Annotated in this window: 15 protein-coding genes; 10 read left to right on the top strand and 5 right to left on the bottom strand. The window is 39.4% G+C overall.

Going from position 1 to position 18917, the window contains the following annotated elements; translation table 11 throughout:
- The 3 genes from HWQ39_RS33845 to HWQ39_RS33835 all read left to right on the top strand — a co-directional run.
- A partial coding sequence (locus HWQ39_RS33845; protein ID WP_292854629.1) for a tetratricopeptide repeat protein occupies positions 1–693 on the top strand: 693 nt, incomplete at its 5' end.
- A gap of 45 nt (positions 694–738) precedes the next feature.
- Complete coding sequence (locus HWQ39_RS33840; RefSeq protein WP_292854627.1) at positions 739–1155, top strand: zinc finger domain-containing protein; 417 nt, start codon at positions 739–741, stop codon at positions 1153–1155.
- A gap of 327 nt (positions 1156–1482) precedes the next feature.
- Positions 1483–2634 carry a histidine decarboxylase gene (locus tag HWQ39_RS33835; protein ID WP_292854624.1) on the top strand — a complete coding sequence of 384 codons (1152 nt, stop codon included), beginning with the start codon at positions 1483–1485 and terminating at the stop codon, positions 2632–2634.
- A gap of 60 nt (positions 2635–2694) precedes the next feature.
- On the opposite strand, the gene HWQ39_RS33830 is transcribed toward HWQ39_RS33835, so the two are convergent.
- Positions 2695–6078 (bottom strand): amino acid permease, encoded by a 3384-nt coding sequence (locus HWQ39_RS33830; protein ID WP_292854621.1) that lies wholly within the window; start codon positions 6076–6078, stop codon positions 2695–2697.
- A 526-nt stretch (positions 6079–6604) separates the two neighbouring features.
- Positions 6605–7489, bottom strand: coding sequence for a ParA family protein (locus HWQ39_RS33825; protein WP_292854619.1), 885 nt, complete (start codon positions 7487–7489; stop codon positions 6605–6607).
- A 494-nt stretch (positions 7490–7983) separates the two neighbouring features.
- Here HWQ39_RS33825 and HWQ39_RS33820 point away from each other — a divergent pair, with 494 nt between their 5' ends.
- The 3 genes from HWQ39_RS33820 (at position 7984) to HWQ39_RS33810 (ending at position 9651) form a co-directional block, all read left to right on the top strand.
- The gene (locus HWQ39_RS33820) at positions 7984–8394 is read left to right on the top strand and encodes a 2TM domain-containing protein (RefSeq protein ID WP_292854616.1); all 411 of its coding nucleotides are present in this window, start codon (positions 7984–7986) and stop codon (positions 8392–8394) included.
- Between the two features lie 336 nt (positions 8395–8730).
- A complete protein-coding gene (locus tag HWQ39_RS33815; protein ID WP_292854614.1) occupies positions 8731–9051 on the top strand; it encodes a phasin family protein in 321 nt (106 codons plus the stop codon).
- A gap of 78 nt (positions 9052–9129) precedes the next feature.
- Entirely contained in the window at positions 9130–9651 is a 522-nt protein-coding gene (locus HWQ39_RS33810) for an FKBP-type peptidyl-prolyl cis-trans isomerase (RefSeq protein ID WP_292854611.1), read from the top strand.
- Positions 9652–9816: 165 nt separating this feature from the next.
- Here the strand turns inward: HWQ39_RS33810 and dnaB are convergent, their stop codons facing one another.
- The 3 genes from dnaB to gloB form a co-directional block, all read right to left on the bottom strand.
- Positions 9817–11178, bottom strand: coding sequence for a replicative DNA helicase (dnaB, locus tag HWQ39_RS33805; RefSeq protein WP_292854608.1), 1362 nt, complete (start codon positions 11176–11178; stop codon positions 9817–9819).
- 171 nt (positions 11179–11349) lie between these two features.
- Positions 11350–11808: a 50S ribosomal protein L9 gene (rplI, locus tag HWQ39_RS33800; protein ID WP_094352304.1), complete on the bottom strand. Its 459-nt coding sequence runs from the start codon at positions 11806–11808 to the stop codon at positions 11350–11352.
- A 226-nt stretch (positions 11809–12034) separates the two neighbouring features.
- Positions 12035–12808 carry a hydroxyacylglutathione hydrolase gene (gloB, locus tag HWQ39_RS33795; protein ID WP_292854606.1) on the bottom strand — a complete coding sequence of 258 codons (774 nt, stop codon included), beginning with the start codon at positions 12806–12808 and terminating at the stop codon, positions 12035–12037.
- Positions 12809–13228: 420 nt separating this feature from the next.
- Between gloB and HWQ39_RS33790 the strand changes: the two genes are divergently transcribed.
- From HWQ39_RS33790 to HWQ39_RS33775, 4 genes are all read left to right on the top strand, one after another.
- Positions 13229–14071: a putative nucleotide-diphospho-sugar transferase gene (locus HWQ39_RS33790; protein WP_292854603.1), complete on the top strand. Its 843-nt coding sequence runs from the start codon at positions 13229–13231 to the stop codon at positions 14069–14071.
- A gap of 17 nt (positions 14072–14088) precedes the next feature.
- Positions 14089–15252, top strand: a complete 1164-nt coding sequence (locus tag HWQ39_RS33785; RefSeq protein WP_292854600.1) for a glycosyltransferase family 4 protein — start codon at positions 14089–14091, stop codon at positions 15250–15252.
- A 154-nt stretch (positions 15253–15406) separates the two neighbouring features.
- Positions 15407–17656, top strand: coding sequence for an ABC transporter ATP-binding protein (locus HWQ39_RS33780; protein WP_292854597.1), 2250 nt, complete (start codon positions 15407–15409; stop codon positions 17654–17656).
- Positions 17649–18881, top strand: a complete 1233-nt coding sequence (locus HWQ39_RS33775; RefSeq protein ID WP_292854595.1) for a glycosyltransferase — start codon at positions 17649–17651, stop codon at positions 18879–18881. The genes HWQ39_RS33780 and HWQ39_RS33775 overlap by 8 nt, the downstream gene beginning before the upstream one ends.
- Positions 18882–18917: the final 36 nt, after the last annotated feature.

Below are 18917 nucleotides of genomic sequence, written 5' to 3'. Positions count from 1 at the left end.
CGCCTGTTTGCTGGGGAGCATCCCGATGTAGCTACTAGCTTGAACAATTTAGCTTACCTCTACTATAGCCAAGGACGGTACAGCGATGCCGAACCTCTGTACATTGAAGCCCTGGCAATGAGAAAGCGCCTGTTTACTGGGGAGCATCCGGATGTAGCTAATAGCTTGAACAATTTAGCTTCCCTCTACGATAGCCAAGAACGTTACAGCGATGCCGAACCTCTGTACATTGAAGCCCTGGCAATGAGAAAGCGCCTGTTTGCTGGGGAGCATCCCGATGTAGCTACTAGCTTGAACAATTTAGCTTTGCTCTACGATAACCAAGGACGGTACAGCGATGCCGAACCTCTGTACATTGAAGCCGTGGCAATGAGAAAGCGCCTGTTTGCTGGGGAGCATCCCGATGTAGCTACTAGCTTGAACAATTTAGCTTTGCTCTACGATAGCCAAGGACGGTACAGCGATGCCGAACCTCTGTTGATTGAAGCCCTGGCAATGTGCCAACGGGTGTTAGGCGTTAATCATCCCACTACAGCGACAGTTCGAGAAAATCTAGCAATCCTGCAACGCCAGTCTAATCTCCCCGCTATTTGGAAAGGTCGATTAAGTCACTTGATGCAAATATTAAAAGCAATATTAATTTTACCCTTTTCCCTGCTGTGGCGATTGGCTAAAAAATTAATTCGTAATTAAAATATTGGTTTTCTGCAATTGAGAGTGTAGAAAACAATTAGTTAAGTGGAATTATTAGATTCTGCTGACGCACTACAAAAATTAAAATATACAGCACAAACAGAAGACTGGGTAATTGGTGTAGTGAATGCTGACCTGACAATTCATCGGTATTTGGAAAACCTCTCTCTAAATCTCTCTCCTACAAGGAGAGAGACTTTGAATTTTCCCCCTTTCCGTGTCGGGAAGGGGGCTAGGGGGTTAGGTCTTTCATGGGCTTTTCCACATGACGTGAAAAGTCAGAATGCTGACGGGGAAAAATGCGTTGGCAAACCCTACACAAAGTGCGATCGCTGTTGGAATTACTCTACTCGTATGGGAAAATCAGCAGAACATCCCTTAATTTGCGATCGCTGCGTTGCCGCCTTAGCGGAGAATTCTAGTAAATATACGTTAATTCGCCGAACTTCTCCCTATTTTTAACTAAATCTCCAATCTTTCCCTCTCCACATCGGAGAGGGATTGTTTTACGTAGTAAAACGAGGAAAAGGTCTTTTGAGTCAGCGCTGGAAACAAATATTTTACGTAATACACATTATAGTCATTTTGTAAAGTGCGTAAGTTCTAAGGGCAATATATTTTAGAACAAAAAAATCTAGTATTTTTACTGAAGATGACTACGTATTTTGCCTGTATCTTCTTTAAGGAAAGGGGAGCCACTAGATTGTTAAGAAAATACGAAGGTATGGATTAATACGTAGATTTTCGACTAAAACATCCATTAACTCAAAATTCAAGAGAGAAAAAGATATGTCAGATACAGTTGCTAAAGAATTAGCAGATTTTTTGGTGCAAATAGAACAGCGATCGCAGTTTCACGCAGGCTATCCATATAATTTAAGTTGTGACTACAGTGCGATCGGCAAATTTTTCAATTTTCTGTTGAACAATGCTGGAGATCCTTATATTGAGCCAGATTTTGGACTGCATTCTCGCAAGTTTGAGCAAGAAGTACTATCTTTTTTTGCTAACCTCTATAAAATTCCAGAAAATCAGTTTTGGGGTTATGTTACTGCTGGCGGAACTGAAGGTAATTTATATGGAATATTCTTAGCAAGGGAAATCTACCCTAATGGGATTCTTTACTCATCACAAGATTCTCATTACTCAATACCCAAAGCAGCCAAATTATTCCGCATTCAACATAATGTTGTTAATTCGCAAATTAACGGAGAGATGAATTATGAGCATTTTGAACAACTCATTAGCGAAAACCGCAATTGTCCAGCGATCATAAATTTAAATATTGGCACTACTGTCAAAGGTGCGATTGATAACTTAGACAAAGTTCTAAAAATTTTAGAGCGCAATCAGATAAAAGATTACTACATTCATTGTGATGCCGCACTTTCAGGATTAATATTACCTTTTCTAGATGGCGCTCCCCAAGTTAACTTTCAAAAACCCATAGATAGTGTAGCTATTTCTGCTAAATTTATTGGTTCTCCCTTACCTTGCGGTGTTGTTTTAACTAAGAAAAAATGGGTAGAAAAAGTTGAAACAGCAATTGAATATATCGGTTCAACAGATACAACAATACTGGGTTCTAGAAACGGTCACACGCCTCTCATTCTCTGGTATGCAATAAAAACAAGAGGTTATCATGAATTAGCTAAAGAAGCAAAGACCTGTATTGATAACGCCCAATATCTTTTCCAACAACTTAAAATCAGAGAATATCCATGTATGCTCAATGATTTTTCCAATACCGTAGTGTTTCAAAAACCTTCTCAAAGGTTAATTAAGAAGTGGCAGTTAGCCACTTGTGAAAACTGGGTACACCTGATAGTCATGCAAAATATTAATCGGGATAAAATAGATATTTTTGTGAACGAACTTCTGTTAGAAGAAGGGTTAATTAATAATGTAGATAATTTCCAGCTACAACCAGTACTACACTAATTGATGTAGATGTAGCTAAGCGACTTTATGGGTAGAGTATTCTGAATTCTAACTCCTGGTTTATCTCTTTAAAAAGTTTTTTCCGTACAAATTAGCAGCAAGTAGTAGTTCTACTTCTGCACGTTCCATAGGTGGTAAGAAAAAATACCCTTGTCCATAATCACATTGTAAAGCCTTCAATTGTGCTAATTGCTCTACAGTTTCTATCCCTTCCGCTGTTACAGACATATTCAAATTATGAGCCAATGTTACGATCGCTCGAATAATTTCTAAATTTTCTCCTCGACTACCTATACTGGTGACAAAAGAGCGATCGATCTTAAGAGTTTTGATTGGTAGACGGTGCAAATAATTCAAAGATGAATAACCAGTACCAAAATCATCCATGTGCATCTCAACATTCAGCGCTGTTAACTGAGAAAGTACAGTGATAGCCAATTCAAAATTATCCATCAGCAAGGTTTCAGTAATCTCCAATTTCAAGCAGCATGGCTCCAGTCCAGTTTGCTGTAAAATGTGTTTCACCTCTTTAAACACATTAGGTTGCGTGATTTGTTTACCAGAAAAATTCACACTAATTGTCAGAGGTGTTGAGGTAGGAAATTGTTTATGCCATGTGTGCATTTGGTGACAAGCTTCATACAGCACCCATTGCCCGATACTTACAATCATTCCAGTTTCCTCAGCCAGAGGAATAAAATCTTGAGGAGAAATCAGTCCTCGTTCTGGATGATACCAACGTATCAGGGCCTCAAATCCAATAATTTTGCCAGTTGTCAGTGAAACAATTGGCTGGTAATCAAGGCGAAATTCTTCTTGCTTGAGTAGCGCATGACGTAAAGCAGTTTCTAACTCCAAAAGCAAAGCTGCACCCTCGTGCATTTTGGGATCAAAAACCTCATAACGTGCCTTCCCAAGTGATTTGGCGCAATACATTGCCACATCAGCATCGCGTAGAATCTGCGCTGCTTGCTCATAATCTGCTTTACTTAAAGCAATGCCAATACTAACATTAGTAAACACCCGATGCTCATTTAATTGAAATGGCAAAGCTAAAACCTTTTTAATTCGCTCGGCTACCTGTATGGCGGTACTGATATCCTCAATTTCTTCAATTAAGATTGTGAATTCATCTCCACCAAAACGAGCAACTATATCTCCGCCTCGCAGAACTGACTTTAGCCGATGAGAAATTGCAATCAAAAGTTGATTTCCTAGTAGATGTCCAAGGCTATCATTAACAACTTTAAAGCGGTCTAGGTCTAAGAAAAGTACAGCAAATAAATAATTATTTTCCTGTTTACTATGGTCTATTGCCTGCTGCACCCGCTCCATAAACAATCGTTGATTAGGTAATCCAGTTAGCCCATCATGGAGACTATTATGCAGTAATTGTTCTTGTGCCTCTTGACGTTTGATAATGTCTTGTTGCAGTTGTTGATTAACTCTAATAAGTTCAATGGTACGTTCTAGTACCAACTGCTCAAGCTGATAACGATACTGGACTAATTCTTCCTCTGCTAACTTCCGCTTCGTGATGTCACGGACAATCACAACATACTCCCGTAGCTGCGAATTAAATGGCTGTGAAATAGTCGATTCAACAATTCGTAAACCTTGGTTTATTTTTAAAGTTTGCTCACTTCTAATAGACCATTGCTCCGGTTTGCCGCGATAGCATATTAGAATTTGATTCAAATTTTGCCCGAGTAACTGCTGAACACTTGTTTGAAATAATTCTTCAGCAGCGGCATTTGTTTGAGAAATTGTACCGTCTTCATCTAAGACTAAAACTGTGTCAGGAACAGTATTGAGAGTGGTAATAAATAGGTTTCTTGCTTGTTTGCGTGCTTCGTCAATAGCAATAATTTGTGGTAAAGTTGTCCAGCAAGCGATCGCTACTCCTGCAAAAGAAAGCGTTACTAATAAAATAGCTAGTAAAGAGTTTTGAGGATTGGCAGAAAATCTATCTAAAAAATCACGAATAACCCAACTGATTGTAGCGGTAGTACAAATTAATGACACTAAAACAATCACTTGTAATACTACAAAATCGGGGTTATTTCTAGTAGACCTAGTATCATAACGCTGTGTCCACCAGTCCGGGTGTAATGGCGCAAATCTAAGGCGACGTAGCGCTAAATCTCCGCTCATCAAAATAATCGGTAATAATAAGCCCACCAAGAAATCCCTCCAATTCCAAGCTAAACCTCCCACTATTAGCACTACCGCTTCTACCAAGAAAAAACCCAGTGACCACCAAGGCCATAACACGTGGGGTTTACCGCGACACAGCCATAATCCCAGATGTAATCCCATAATTGACATGAGATAACATGTACCTGCCACTGTGACAAGTTGAGATACATTTCCCAAATTTAGACAAAGCAAACTGAGTATAAAGGTTACTAAAATTGCAGGCCCAAGGACACCTTGACGAGAAACTAATGCAAATATGGGAGAAAGCTGTCGATCGAAGGCAAGTTGGTATAATATTCGAGGAGAATTGGAAACCGCCGTAGCAGAACTTAGAAGGCAAGATATAGTAATCAGAAGTGTTACTAAAAAGGGGGCAGATTCACCCCAAAAAGGCTTAGAAGCTGCTACCAGATTTAAGAAAGTATCGTCACCTATTGTAGGATTTTGAGACGAACACATTAATACCCAAGAACCACCTAAAAACACTGGAGGAATTAACCAAGCAGCAACAGTTAAGAACTTTAAAGTTTTATATGGGTGGCGACTATCAGCAACAAAAGAAGAAGTAGTTTCACAAGCGTAAATTGAATAGCTAGCTAAAAAAAACCACTTTGCCCATTCTTCAAAGCTCAAACTATGTGTGCTAGTTGAGATCAGTTTAAAACTAGCAGATGAGAAGACTAACCATAATACGCCTTGAATACAAAATAATAACATTAATAAAATCGCTGGCAACACAAAAAACAGATGTAGGAGCGCTAAAGCACGAGTACCACTGAAGGCTAAAATAAAAGGAATCGCTGTAAATAATACTCTTAATAAAGTTTCTGGACAAGAAATACCTAATGTTTCAAAATTGACTTGAATTAGGTCGGTGAGAATAATCGCATATAATGCTGGTGCTGCTGCCCAGCTAAAAAAGTATCCTAAAGCTGCGTAACGGCCTAATACAGGAAAGTTCTTTAATAGCCTTGTGGTATAGTTTGGTGTTCCTCCAGCGATATCTGGCCAATTTCTACCTAAACTTTGTACCTGCAAGTTAAGTAAAAAAGAAATAATCGTACCAAAAAACCAAACTAAGATAGCTTTTGGCCCTAACGCTGCATGAATGATGGGGGCAGTACCAATCCATCCAACATGACCTGTTAACCCAAAGCCCCAAGTTTCGAGATAACTCAGAGTCCGTGGTAGGCGTATTAGCAAATGCTGATTGTTCTCTACCCGCGCAGAATTGTTACTAACCATTGGTTTCTCAGTGAGTTTCTTAGTGAGATTTACTTACCTTTTCACTCAATAGCTGAATCTCACCAATTATAGCTTCCGTATAACTGCTGAACTTTAGAAAAAGATAAATTATTTGTCATTTAATTGTGGATTTTAGATTTTAGAATGACCCCATACCTATAAGATTTTTTTTTTAATAGAGAATTTTAAAATTGGGATTTGAGATTTGTTTTACGTAGCTTTTTTTGCGCCAATCAAGTATGAATTCTCTTTCTTCAAAGCTTTATAAAAATGGAAATATTCAGATTTACGACCTAATTTAATAGATATATGGTGAAAATAATTATTATTTGCCGGAAACGCTTGTATAAACGCTAATTTCCACGTCTATACATTCATTTTCACTCATATCTCTAATTTCTTGAAGAACAATTCAGAAGTCAGAATAAGCTACGCTAACAGGAGCGGAGCAGGAGACTCCGCTCCTGACTACTGAATTCTGTTCGATAAGTCGGAAATCGTGTAGCTCATAAATGATTAAGTAGGGCTACAGCTTTTGCAACAACTCCTGAGTTAACTGAAAGAATGCTTTTGAACCTGCTGATTGGGGAGCATTTAAAACAGCTGGCATAAAACTATCAACAGCTTTAGCAACATTGACATCAACTGGTATTTGTACTTTACAAATTTTTTCTACACCAAAATCTTCAACAACGCGGTGCATTACCTGTTTGTAGTATCTACCAGTGAGCAGGTTAGCGCTGGACATACTAAATACGATTCCCAACATTTTTATATTTATTTTTGTTTCATGTCCATGACTGTCTTTTAATTGGGCAATCCGTCTTTCTAACAGTTGAATACCTACTACAGATAATGGTTCTGGTTTAGCAGGAAGTATGTAGAAATCACTAGCAGCCAAAGCGCTACGAGTCAATAGATTATAGCCAGGGGCACAATCGAGCAAGATAAAATCATATTCTTGACGTACTGGTTTTAAGATGTTGTTAATCAAAACCCTTTCAAAGCGATTCCAAATCGTTTCAAAGTCTTGTTCACCCAAAGCAGTTGCTTGTTTATGCAGCATTTCTGAAACAACAAATTCATCATACAAATCGATGTCTCCTGGTAACAAATCCAGTCCGGGAAGATTACAAACCGGGGATTGAATGATATCCTGAATTGTGAGTTTTGCTTGTGGGTCTGGATTGATAACTTCGTCTATAAGATACCTAAATGTCTTGCTTTGTTTACGGCGCTTGGCAAAATCTAAAGGCGACATCAAACTGAGTGTGGCGCTAATTTGGCTATCTAAATCAAGGACAAGCACCCGCTTGCCATGATTTTTAGCTAAACAGGTAGCTAAATTGACGGTGAGAGTGGTTTTACCAACGCCACCTTTCATATTTGCAGTAGCAATTACATATCCCATTGATTGAGTCCTCTATTGACGCATTCCCACTGGTCTATCAAGAAATAGTTGAGGGGTGTGGATTGTTTGTAGTTTGCACTTTAGCGCAAACTCGAACCTATCAAATTAAACTTGACAGACTACTAGGTAGCGTACACCCTTCCTGATATCTTAAATCTTCCATTAAATTTAATATTTGCGGAAATTTCAAAAAGTTGTTTCAGCGATATTTACTCGATTGAGGCAGCAAGATGTAGTTGGTTCTTTACCTGGAATCGAGCTAACAAAATCTTTGGCTTAATGCCGTAATAGCGATCGCACTCATCAAAGTAATTATAGAGGTATTGACAAATACAGTAGCCATAAATCAATTGTGAGAAAATAATAGTGTTGCGAATGTAACTAAGTATTAAGTGCAAAATGTGGATGCATTTGCTAACTGAATTGAACGAAACCGAGAGATAATTTCGTGAAATAAAAGGCGCATTTACACACAAACTTATAAGGTAATTAAAATGACTTACGATTTTGAAGATGTAGAACAAATCCTGCAAAAAGCACTCACTCGTAAAGACAAAGGTGAATTTTCACGAGAACAGCTTTTAGAAATGGCATCTGAATTAGGTATTTCTTCTAAGATGTTGGAAGCAACTGAACAAAAATGGTTGGCTCAACGAGAAGAGGAACGTTTACGACACAGATTTAATACTTTCCGACGCAGAGCCTTTTGGACACACGTTATTTCTTTCCTAGCGGTGAATTTATTCCTCATTCTCTTAAACTTAATCACTAGTCCTAGTTATTTTTGGGCTATTTTCCCAGTATTAGGATGGGGATTAGGACTATTTTTTCATTGGTGGAGTGTTTATCAGAGCAAATCAGAGGATTACGAGATTGCCTTTCAGAAATGGCGTACACAAATTTAACTTGTCCTTTAAGGATAAATCCTGATATTCAGCGATCGCTCCAAATTTGTGCCTCTTTCTAGATAAAATCTTCCCATGAACTACTCACACTCACCCTTTGCGGTGAATGTGAGCTTTGTAATTATATGGGAATCGTCTCTGACATCGCCAAATATAGATAAATTTGGGCAACTTTAAACTTGAGGAGTTGTATAATCACGACCTTCGATCCTTATCCCTGTGCTTGCCAATTTGCCAAAATAGAGCTGTAGGCTAGAATAACCACGCTTTAAGAAGCTTGATTGCCTACACTCAGGAGCAAGGGACGGCTGGTTAATAAGTTAAGAGGAAGGGAGTATGGACAACAACTGGTTACAACAGCTAATGATGGTCGGTCTTGGCACAACGTCTATAGTCGCAGAAAAACTGCGGCAAGTCAGCGATGATTTAGTTAAAGACGGTAAGCTCAATCCTGAGCAAGCCAAGGCAGTAATAGATGATATTGCCCAGCAGTTAAAGTCGGAACAGGGAAATTTCGATATCCAAATGCAGCGGCAAATGCGAAATATGATGCAGGATTTGGGAGTGGCTCGCCAGTCGGAAGTGGACGAACTGCGGGGTAGAATTGACCGTTTAGAGCGTCAATTGCGCGATTTAGAAAATAAGCTTTGGCGTTAAAACGCCCTTTCTGATTTAAACTAATTGTGTCCTGTTGGTAATGTTTTTGCCAGGATACTTAAGTAAGGAGAACTGATTTTGAAACCAATTTTCCTCAGCGTGGCGTTCATGCTGGTGTGTGTTGTGCTTTTATTTGTGGGGCAAGTAGGCAGTAAACAGAGTACTGCCATTGCTGCTGAGTTGACCCAAACGCCGCCAGTATCCACAGCTGTAACTGAAAACAATATCTTAATTGCGAGTAATACTATGTCAGATGCTAATGCTGTAACTACCCCCTCTGGATTAAAGTACGTCGATTTAAAAGAGGGGACTGGGGCGACTCCTAAACCTGGACAAACGGTTGAAGTTCACTATGTCGGCACTCTAGAAGATGGTACTCAGTTTGATAGTTCACGCGATCGCGGTCAGCCCTTCAGCTTTAAAATCGGTGCTGGACAGGTAATCAAAGGTTGGGATGAAGGAGTTAGCACAATTAAAATAGGGGGTCTTCGTAAGTTAATCATCCCCCCAGAGTTAGGCTATGGCGCTCGTGGTGCTGGTGGCGTGATTCCACCCAATGCAACTCTAATTTTTGAAGTGGAATTGCTGGGAGTAAAATAGGGACTAGGGATTGGGTACTGGGGACAAGGGAGAATTATTAAAAGAAGTTTTTATTCTCTGTGTTCTCAATGCCCAATGCCTTATCAAAAAAATTAGGTATTTCAGAGTACGGATAGGGCAGAAGTACAGCTAGAAAACATGAGAAAAGTATCTGTAACTTTGAGGCTAAATTTTTAAATTTTGAAACTTTGTAAACTGTGGATTGAACAAAAGTTTCGCTGTACCCGTAGGCCCGTTGCGGTGTTTAGCTATAATAACTTCTGCAATGCCGCGATCGGGAGTATCGGGAGAGTAATATTCATCGCGGTACAACATTATTACTAAATCGGCGTCTTGTTCAATACTTCCGCTTTCTCTCAAATCAGATAACATCGGGCGTTTGTTAGTGCGTGCTTCCACCCCGCGACTCAACTGAGATAAGGCAATAACGGGTACAGATAATTCCCGCGCCAAACCTTTGAGTTGTCGCGTAATTTTTGATAATTCTTGTACGCGATTATCGCCTGCTCCTTCCATCAATTGCAGGTAATCTATTACAATTAATCCTAATTCAGTTCCTATTTCAGCTTGCAATCTTCTTGACTGACTACGCATTTGTGTGACTGTGATATTCGGCGTGTCGTCAATATAAATTGGCATCTCGGAAAGGATACCAATAGCACGGCTTAAAGGTTCCCATTGTGTTTGACTGAGGCGGCCAGTTCGCAAATAACTACTTTCAATTTGCGCTTCGCTAGCTAATAGACGTTGCGTCAGTTGCTCTTTGGACATTTCCAAGCTGAAAAAAGCAACTGGTAATTTATAAGAAGCGGCAATATTATGAGCTAGGTTTAAGCAAAATGCTGTTTTTCCCATTGATGGGCGGCCCGCGATAATAATCAAATCAGAACGCTGAAAGCCGCTGGTCATCGCATCTAAATCGTAAAATCCGCAGGGAATTCCAGGTAAGGCGATGCCTTGATTTCTATCTTCAATATCCTGAAAATTATTAATTAAAGTATCAGAAATGTGAACTAAACCTGATTGGGGACGCTCTTGAGTAACGCCGAATACTTTCTGTTCTGCTTGATCTAAAACCTGTGGTAACTCGGTTTCTGTCTCATAACCAAGATGTACAATTTCATTGCCAGCTTTAATTAACTGTCGCCGCAGGTATTTTTCCATCACCAATCCTGCTAAAGCGTCGATGTTAACGGCTGACACTGTGCGGTCTACCAGAGTTGCTAATTTATTTCTGCCACCAATGCGGGCTAGCATTTCATTGTCAGTTAGCCAACTGGTGACTGAGAGTAAGTCTGTGGGTTTACCTTGGGCGTGGAGCCTCACAGCTGCCTGATAAATATCTTTGTGAGCGCTAATGTAAAAAGCTTCGGGAAGAAGGCGATCGCTAACTCGACTAATCGCTTCTGGATCTAGCAAAATACCACCCAAAATCGCTTCTTCCGCTTCTATATTTTGGGGTGGGAGGCGTAGTTTACCGCCATAGGCATCGCTACCATCGCCTTGAAAACTCCGTTCTTCAGCCATAAACGATTTTAGTTTTGATATTTTGCTAGAGACGCGATTAATCGCATCTGTGTAGGATTAGAGACGCGATTAATCGCGTCTGTACAGGAGTTAGGAGTTATTCACTTTTACTTCCCTTGCTCCCTCATCCTTATCCCCCTCATCTTTGCGTCCTTTTGCCTCTCACCTGAGTTAGCTAGCGACTACTTGAATATCGACTTGCGCCGCTACTTCCGAATGCAGCTTGATTTCGGCTTGATAAGTACCAAGGTGGTTGATATCGGGGATGGTAATTCCACGCCGATCGATTTCTTGACCGGTAGCTGCCTTAATTGCATCTACAACATCTTGGGTGGTGATAGTACCGAAAATTGCTTCGTTTTCACCAACTGGCTTGGCAATTGTCAAGCTGCCAACTTTTTCTAAAGATTCTTTTTGTTCAAGAGCTTGTTGTCTGAGTTCTAATTGCCGTTGACGTTCTTGTTCGCGACGGCGTTCTACTTGCTTGAGAATACCAGGAGTGGCATTGGTTGCCAATTTCTGAGGAATCAGATAGTTACGAGCGTAGCCAGGAGCTACTTCTACTAAGTCGCCAGATTTTCCTAGCTTGCTAATATCTTGATTTAAAACTAACTGCACACGTTTCGCCATCGTTTTTCGTTTTTCCTGTAAAATCTGATTAATTTGGGTTTGGGCAGCATAGCTCACAATCTCAGTGCTGTATTCCAAGCTTTTTGCCTTAATACCCTAAAGCTTACAGATCGTAGCGAAAGAAAGGGTGCGATCGCAACTATTCGCCCTAGAAAGTTGGAGGATTAGGGACTGGGAACTGGGGAATAGGGAATAGGAAGATGAACCAATGCCCAATGCCCAATACCTAAAAGTTATTTTTCATTTCCCGTATACGTGCAAAGATTTCCACTCCATTGCTACCCTTAACGGTTGATTGTAATGATGGTTGATCCCAACGTAAAAAGGGATTGGTTCGCTTCTCGATTCCCAGCCGCGACGGTATGGTAGCTTCGCCTCGGCTACGGTAAGCCTTCACTTCATTGAAGCGTTTTTGTAAGTCGGCATTGTCGCCATCTACAGTTAGGGCAAATTGCAGATTGTTTAAAGTGTATTCGTGGGCACACCAGATATATGTATCATCCGGTAGAGAACGCAGTTTGCTTAAAGAGTCCACCATTTGGGTTGGTGTTCCTTCAAACAAGCGACCACAACCACCAGAAAATAAGGTATCGCCGCAAAATAAATCACCTGTCTCACCAGCCTTTTCGGGGGGAAAGTAGTAAGCGATATGAGCGCGGGTATGTCCGGGGACGAAGATAACTTCAGCTATGCGGTCTGCAAACTGGACGCGATCGCTTTGTTGCAAAAACACCTGCTGTCCAGGAATTCTCCCACGATCTTCGGCTCCACCGTAAACTATCAGTTGGGGAAATTCTTCTATTAATTGCTTATTACCACCCACATGATCGTTATGGTGGTGGGTGTTGAAAATTGCTACCAACTCAGCTTTTAATTCTGCCAGTTTTTTTAATACTGATTGAGATTCTGCTGGATCGACAACGGCGGCAATATTTTGTTTGCGATCGTGTAGTAAGAATATGTAGTTGTCTGAGAGTGCTTCCAGACGGATTACCTGCATTACCTCTGCCTCCCTTACAACATAAATGTTTGGTATTGAGTAGCAATCTTACATTCCAGTGAATGGTAATGCTACTTGGACAAGCTATATCAAGTATTTATACTTTAGTTCATTATAGCTATATACAATATTAACTACGATCATTATACAGCATAAAACTCTATTTACGCAGTAAATATACTTAAAAAAGTAAAATTCCGACAAACTTACTCAGTAAAATTCCTCTGGGAATAGCCTCAAATACAAAGTTATATTTATTTCATTATTTCATTATCTTTTTGATAAAAAATAAATTGTTTAGTTATTATTTTGCTGATCTCTACTCTATCAGATTTAGTTAGAACTTAAACTAGAGTAAGATTTTTTGAGAATAAATACATTTTTAGTTTCAAAAGTAAACACTAATTGTTAATTTTATTTATGTCGACAAAAACTAGAGGATTTATTACAATTCTAACTGGTCTTTATTCTTTTCAAGACTGCATTCATTTTTTAGCAGCGATTAGAAAGTTTCATCAAGAGCCGATAATTATTTTAATTGACCAAGTTCCGGTAGTTCTCTATCCGTTATTAAAAGCTTTCAAAAATGTAATTTTAAAGCCGGCTCCTACAAATGAAAATACTGTTTTAGCGTCAAGGCAAGCCAAACTGGCTTTATATGCAGCCTCAGAGTTTGATAACACGATTTACCTCGATTCAGATATTTGCTTACTTTCTGATATCAACGATGTATTTGAGTATTTGGATGAATATGATTTTTTGTTAACTGAAGATGTGCAACCTTCTATTCTGAAAGCTACAAATTTACTACGTGGAAAACAGGAAGAGCTTTTGCCGAATGTTTTGCCAATTTTGCAATCTGTAGGCTTACCATTACAAGCAGATAGTGTTCAGTACAATGGCGGTTTTATGGCTTTCCGTAAGACAGAAGTAACCAAGATATTTTTTGAAGAATTTCAACGTTATTTTGAGATTGTCAAAAACAATCAAGATAAATTGCTTCTAAAAGATCAAGGAGCTTTTGCATCTGCGATCGCATCTGTAAAACCTCATAAAAAAGTCTTACCACCTACCTATAATTATCTCAGTAAGTGGCAGGATGCTTATAATATTCAGGATCAAATTAAGGTTCTTCACTGTACTTATCCTTATCGACCTCAGTATGCTAAAAATATTACTCGTTCCTTATATACAAGGGTTTTTGACAGATTCGCTCAAGTATTTTTACCGAATCAAGTTACAAATCCTTGGCGCACTAAATAAAAATAAGTCTAAAAATCGTGAAAAATTTTTCCAAGATATCGCTGTTAGTTTCAGATTTATCAAGCGCAGCTATTTTGCGTGCATACTTGATAGCAACAGCCCTCAGAACTTTAGAATATGAAGTTGAAATTATGGGGTTTTTATTTGGAAATAACTTATATCGAAATTTACCATCAGAACTAAAAATTTATAATTTACCAGGCAAAAATTTCCCAGACTTTTTTGGAGAAATTAGCAAATTTCTACCAAAGATTAATGGAGATATAGTTTATGCTATCAAACCACAAATAGCGAGTTTTGGAGTAGCTCTACTAAACAAAATATTTAGTAGAAAACCGTTAATTTTAGACATAGATGATTGGGAACTCAGTTGGTACGGTGGCGATGACTGGCATTATAGTCCCACACCTAAAAAATTAGCCAGAGAATTATTGAAACCAGACGGCGCACTCAGGAATCCTTATCATCCTTTGTATGTGAAATGGATGGAAGGTTTAGTAAGTCATGCTGATGCTGTGACGGTGCATACTGAATTTTTGCAGCAGCGTTTTGGCGGTACATTTGTTCCTAATGGTAAAGATATTTCTCTATTCGATCCCACTCGATATGATGCTGAGTCCAGTAGAAATCGTTATGGTTTATCTGAATATCGTATTTTAATGTTTCCTGGTGCGCCAAGACCATACAAAGGTCTAGAAGATATTCTCATGGCACTGGATAAAATAAATCAACCAGACTTAAGACTAGTGATTGTAGGTGGTAGTCCCTATGATGATTACGATCGACAACTCCAACAAAAGTGGGGACGCTGGATTATTAAATTACCAAAGTATCCAGCTGATGTTATGCCTGATTTAGTAGCAGCAGCTCATATTGTAGTCGTTCCCCAGCGAAACACCCCAGAAACTCGCGCTCAATTTCCCCTGAAGTTGACAGATGGAATGGCAATGGCTAAACCTGTATTATCAACGCGTGTTGGAGATATTCCCAAAATTTTAGGTGATACTGGTTATTTAGTTGAACCTGCTTCTCCTGAACAACTTGCTGAACAAATTCAATTGATTTTTCAGAATTTAGAGTCAGCAAACCAGCAAGGTATTAAGGCAAGAGAAAGGTGTGTGAGACACTATAGCATAGAAGCAATGGCTTCCACCCTCAAGTTAGTAATTTCTCGGTTGTGAATCTTGATTTGGGATTTGGAATTGGGAACCCAACCAAATTTTAATCATATTTTCTTTCCCAGTACCCAGTCCCGTATTTATTTGATGATTAGCTTTATTTGGCAAGTACTTTTGTGAATAATATTAATAAGTAAAAGTGTCATAAAAATATCCAATGTCTACCAGAAAACTACTACTAAGATTCGCTAAACCATATCCAGGGTTGATTTTACTAACAATATTGTTAGGATTCTCTGGAGCTTTATTTAATGGGATCAGCACAGCTTTAATTGTGCCAGTGGTTTTAAAAATTGTGGGGCAACAAATAGATTTAAGTACGGCTCCCCCAATCCTCAAAAAGATTATGTCTCCCTTTGATAATACTCCAGAGGTTTACCGAGTAGGAGTAATGGCTGGAGCGATTATCTTCACAATTATTTTGAAGAATTTAGCTAATTATGCCAGTTCCTTAGCATCAAGCTCTTTAAGCCGAAAGCTGACATCAGATATGCGCGAAAATGGCTTAAGGCTATTATTAGATGTTGATATAGATTATTATGCCAAGACAAAGGTTGGTGATTTAATCAACCGTCTTGGTGGAGAAGTTGGCCGGGCTGCTAGTGCTATAAGTAGTACGGTCAAGATAGTTATTTTAGGAATCACAATTTTAGTTTTTGTCGGATTATTGCTGTCAATATCTTGGCAGTTGACAATTATTGCAACGCTTTTACTATCGTTAGTGACGTTAATAAATCAGTATGCGATTTCTCGGTCTAAAACTTTTGGTAAACAGCTGAGTGAGATGTCTAGAGCATACTCAATCTCTATACTAGAAACCCTGAATGGAATTCGACTGGTAAAAGCAACCGGAAATGAAGAAAAAGAATATCAACGGATTAAAAAATTAATTCGCGATCGCGAATCAGCAGATTTCAAATCTCAGGTTAATTCGGAAGCGATTACACCTCTGAGTGAGGTGATGGGTATTACAGCTATACTGCTGATTGTACTTTTGAGTAAAACCTTCTTTGCTAATCAAGTTTCTTCTCTTTCTACTGTACTTCTGACATATTTATTAGTACTGCTGCGAGTACTGCCACTGATTTCTCAGTTAAATACTATTCGCAGCAACTTTGCCAGTACTGCCGCCAGTGTGGATGCTGCCAATGAGTTTTTAAGCCTGCACGATAAGCCATTCATGGACAGAGGAAAGCTTCCCTATACAAAATTAAAAGAAGGCGTGTCTTTTAATTCTCTTTGCTTTGCCTACCCTGGTCATGAGAAGTTGGTACTCAAAGATGTGAATTTATATTTACCGCATGGTACGACCTTAGCATTGGTAGGTGGTTCTGGTGCTGGTAAATCGACTTTGGCCGACCTTTTGCCCAGATTCTACGATCCGATCGGTGGCAGTATTAGCATTGACGGCATCGATTTGCGGGAGTTCGATCTTGTATCCATGCGAAAGCGGATGGGAATTGTCAGTCAAGATACCTTTCTTTTTAATGACTCGGTGCGAAATAACATCGCCTACGGGCGAGCAGAGGCTACTGATGATGAAATTCTGACAGCAGCCAAGCGGGCCAATGCTTATGAGTTTATTAGCAAATTGCCTCAGGAATTTGAAACCTTAATTGGCGATCGCGGCGTCATGTTATCTGGTGGACAAAGGCAAAGATTAGCGATCGCCCGCGCCCTCCTGCAAAATCCCGAAATTCTGATTTTAGATGAAGCCACCAGCGCTTTAGATACGGTTTCCGAACGCTTAGTACAGGCTGCACTCGACGATCTAAGTCGCGATCGCACCACCCTAGTAATTGCTCACCGCCTTTCCACAGTCCAAAAAGCTCATCAAATAGCCGTATTAGATCAAGGACAAGTAGTAGAAATCGGAACCCATAAAGAACTCTTACAAAAGGGTGGCTACTACTCACGTTTGTACTCAATGCAATTTGCAGAACGTCCTGAAACTGCTGGCAAACACAATCAAAGTTTGCTCCGTATCTCTCACGAAATTCGGACGCAGATGAACTCGATGATTGGGTTCCTACGTTTATTACTTGATGATTTAGTAGACGATTCCCAAGAACGGCATGAATTAATTGAAGACTCTTATAAATCAGCCTTGAGAATTCTCAACACCATTGATGTTTTTCAGGATGTTATCAACTTACAAATCCGAGGGCAAATGTTCTCAATCTCTGACCACAATCAAAATGTTATCAGTAACCATTATCAAGTTTTTAATCAAATCTCCGTTGAGTTTCGGACTTATCTTAACCTCATCCTTAGCTCTCTCCGCTCTCTAACTGATAATTTGACATACACCACAGAAGAGCAAAATGGATTAATTACTGAAAGTTATGAATCTGCTATATATCTGCTCGATGATTTAGGAAAATTTGAGGATAGTATTAATGTTTAAAATTTTGAAGAATCCTAATTTAAAAAAACACTATATTTTTTTCATCGGTGAAGAGTTGCCGCAACCAGAGGCTCATCTAGTACAGTCTACAAATGCAGCTAATGCCGCCGCCAACTTGGGATACTCAACAGTTTTGGTGTACCCAGATAAAGGATCAAAAGCAATTAACCCAGTTAGTCTAGCTCGTCCTTTTCAACCAAGACAAACACCCACAGAACTTATTAAGTATTACAATCTTCATGACCAATTAAAAGTTGCTCCCTTACCGATGCCTTGGCCCATTGACCATTTTCGGAGCAAATTTACTGATTCTAACACCATTGCCAGCAAGTATTATTTACCGTTTCACATACTTCCAACTACTAAACTTGTCCATAGTCGCAACTGGAACTTTGTCAAAGCTGCCATCAAAAATGGCGTTCCCGCAATTTACGAGCATCACCACCACGAAGACAAGCCATTTGAGCCAGAAATTGTTACAAATCCGCTGTTACAAATTGCTGTCACCGTTGTAGACACCATCCGCGAAAGTATGATTAAAAATGGGATGCCACCAGAAAAAGTGATTAAGCTACACAACGGTTTTAATCGCTTCTTTATGGAGAGACAACCGGAAAAAGCGGCAGAATGGCGTCAAAAACTCTTGCAAAACGACAGCCAAAAGTTGGTAGTTTATGCGGGAGCGCTACAGCAATTTAAAGGGATTGATGTACTAATTGATGTAGCTAAAGAAATGCCTAATGTGCAATTTGCCTGTGCAGGTGGTAAGCCAACAGAAGTTGAATATTATCAGCAATTGGTAAAAGAAAAGCAGGTTAATAATATTAAATTTTTGGGATATATTTTGCATCATGAGTTAGCATCTTTGCTACAAGCAGCCGATGTTTTAGTTCACCCCCATTGTTCGGGAAAAGCGGCAAGTTTTACATCTCCTTTAAAGCTGTTTGACTACTTCGCCTCTGGAACTCCCATTGTCTCGACGGAGATTCCATCATTAGTTGAGTTTCAAGATACTCAAGCTATCGCTGCTTGGTGTGAACCAGATAACCCCAGCAACTTTACCGAAAGTCTGAAGCGGGTTTTAGAAACTCATCCCAGAAAAATAGAGGGTTATCCAGACAGTATCGAGTTTGTCAAGCAGTTTTCTTGGGAAAATCGAGCGGCAAAAATTCTTAGTTATGTTGATAAATCTCTACTTCCCCATTTATCGCATAAGGAAGAATGAAGCGGGTTAAGTAAAATAACTAATGACTAATGACTA

Source organism: Nostoc sp. NMS8 (assembly GCF_017115045.1).
GTDB lineage: Bacteria > Cyanobacteriota > Cyanobacteriia > Cyanobacteriales > Nostocaceae > Nostoc.
The sequence above is the reverse complement of the archived record's forward strand: the minus strand, read 5'-3'. Positions and strand labels throughout refer to the sequence as shown.

Excerpts from the sequence above, each read along its gene's own strand:
- gloB (WP_292854606.1), bottom strand. The coding sequence starts at position 12,808 with ATGCAGGTAATCCGTCTGGAAGCACTCTCAGACAACTACATATTCTTA.
- HWQ39_RS33820 (WP_292854616.1), top strand. The coding sequence starts at position 7,984 with ATGACTTACGATTTTGAAGATGTAGAACAAATCCTGCAAAAAGCACTC.
- rplI (WP_094352304.1), bottom strand. The coding sequence starts at position 11,808 with ATGGCGAAACGTGTGCAGTTAGTTTTAAATCAAGATATTAGCAAGCTA.
- HWQ39_RS33830 (WP_292854621.1), bottom strand. The coding sequence starts at position 6,078 with ATGGTTAGTAACAATTCTGCGCGGGTAGAGAACAATCAGCATTTGCTA.
- HWQ39_RS33825 (WP_292854619.1), bottom strand. The coding sequence starts at position 7,489 with ATGGGATATGTAATTGCTACTGCAAATATGAAAGGTGGCGTTGGTAAA.
- dnaB (WP_292854608.1), bottom strand. The coding sequence starts at position 11,178 with ATGGCTGAAGAACGGAGTTTTCAAGGCGATGGTAGCGATGCCTATGGC.
- HWQ39_RS33790 (WP_292854603.1), top strand. The coding sequence starts at position 13,229 with ATGTCGACAAAAACTAGAGGATTTATTACAATTCTAACTGGTCTTTAT.
- HWQ39_RS33775 (WP_292854595.1), top strand. The coding sequence starts at position 17,649 with ATGTTTAAAATTTTGAAGAATCCTAATTTAAAAAAACACTATATTTTT.
- HWQ39_RS33835 (WP_292854624.1), top strand. The coding sequence starts at position 1,483 with ATGTCAGATACAGTTGCTAAAGAATTAGCAGATTTTTTGGTGCAAATA.
- HWQ39_RS33815 (WP_292854614.1), top strand. The coding sequence starts at position 8,731 with ATGGACAACAACTGGTTACAACAGCTAATGATGGTCGGTCTTGGCACA.
- HWQ39_RS33780 (WP_292854597.1), top strand. The coding sequence starts at position 15,407 with ATGTCTACCAGAAAACTACTACTAAGATTCGCTAAACCATATCCAGGG.